At 35.1% G+C, this 524-nt stretch carries 1 protein-coding gene; it reads right to left on the bottom strand.

Going from position 1 to position 524, the window contains the following annotated elements:
• On the bottom strand, nucleotides 1-447 hold a 447-nt coding region (locus AC6CHV_RS26320), incomplete at its 3' end, for a transposase (protein WP_440274963.1).
• Between the last annotated feature and the right edge of the window lie 77 nt (nucleotides 448-524).

Raw genomic sequence — 524 nt, 5'->3', positions numbered from 1 at the left:
TTGAACAATTGGGTCGAGTTGTTCCGTAAGAGAAGAAACAAAAGACTTCGAAACACTTTCTCCACAAAGTTGTTGGACAATATTCTTTACTTTACGAGTAGACACACCGTTTATAACCATTTCGAGCATTGAAAGCACAAATGCTTGGTCACAACGTGCATATTTTTCAAACAAGGAAGGTGAAAATCCCCCATTGCGAGTACGAGGAACTCTGAGATTCACCCTACCAATACTCATAATGAGCTCTCGCTCATAGTAACCATTTCGAGAATCAAATCGGTCAGTAGAACGTTCATAAGATCCAACTTGAAGAAAGTCATCACGTTCTTTCTCCATCACAGAATTTAAAACAAGAACAATCGAAGCTTTAATAACGGAGTCAATATCAGAATTCATTACTGATTCTTTTAAAACATCAATATCTAGGTTAAACTGTATTTGAGTCATTTTTATTCCTCTTTTCAATGTTTTACTTGGTCGTTAAACATTGTTGACAAAAAGGAATAAAATGACTCTTTTCTTTT

The organism is Ferdinandcohnia sp. GQ5 (assembly GCF_059759275.1).
Note: the sequence above shows the minus strand (reverse complement) of the source record. Positions and strands in the feature narration are given on the sequence as shown.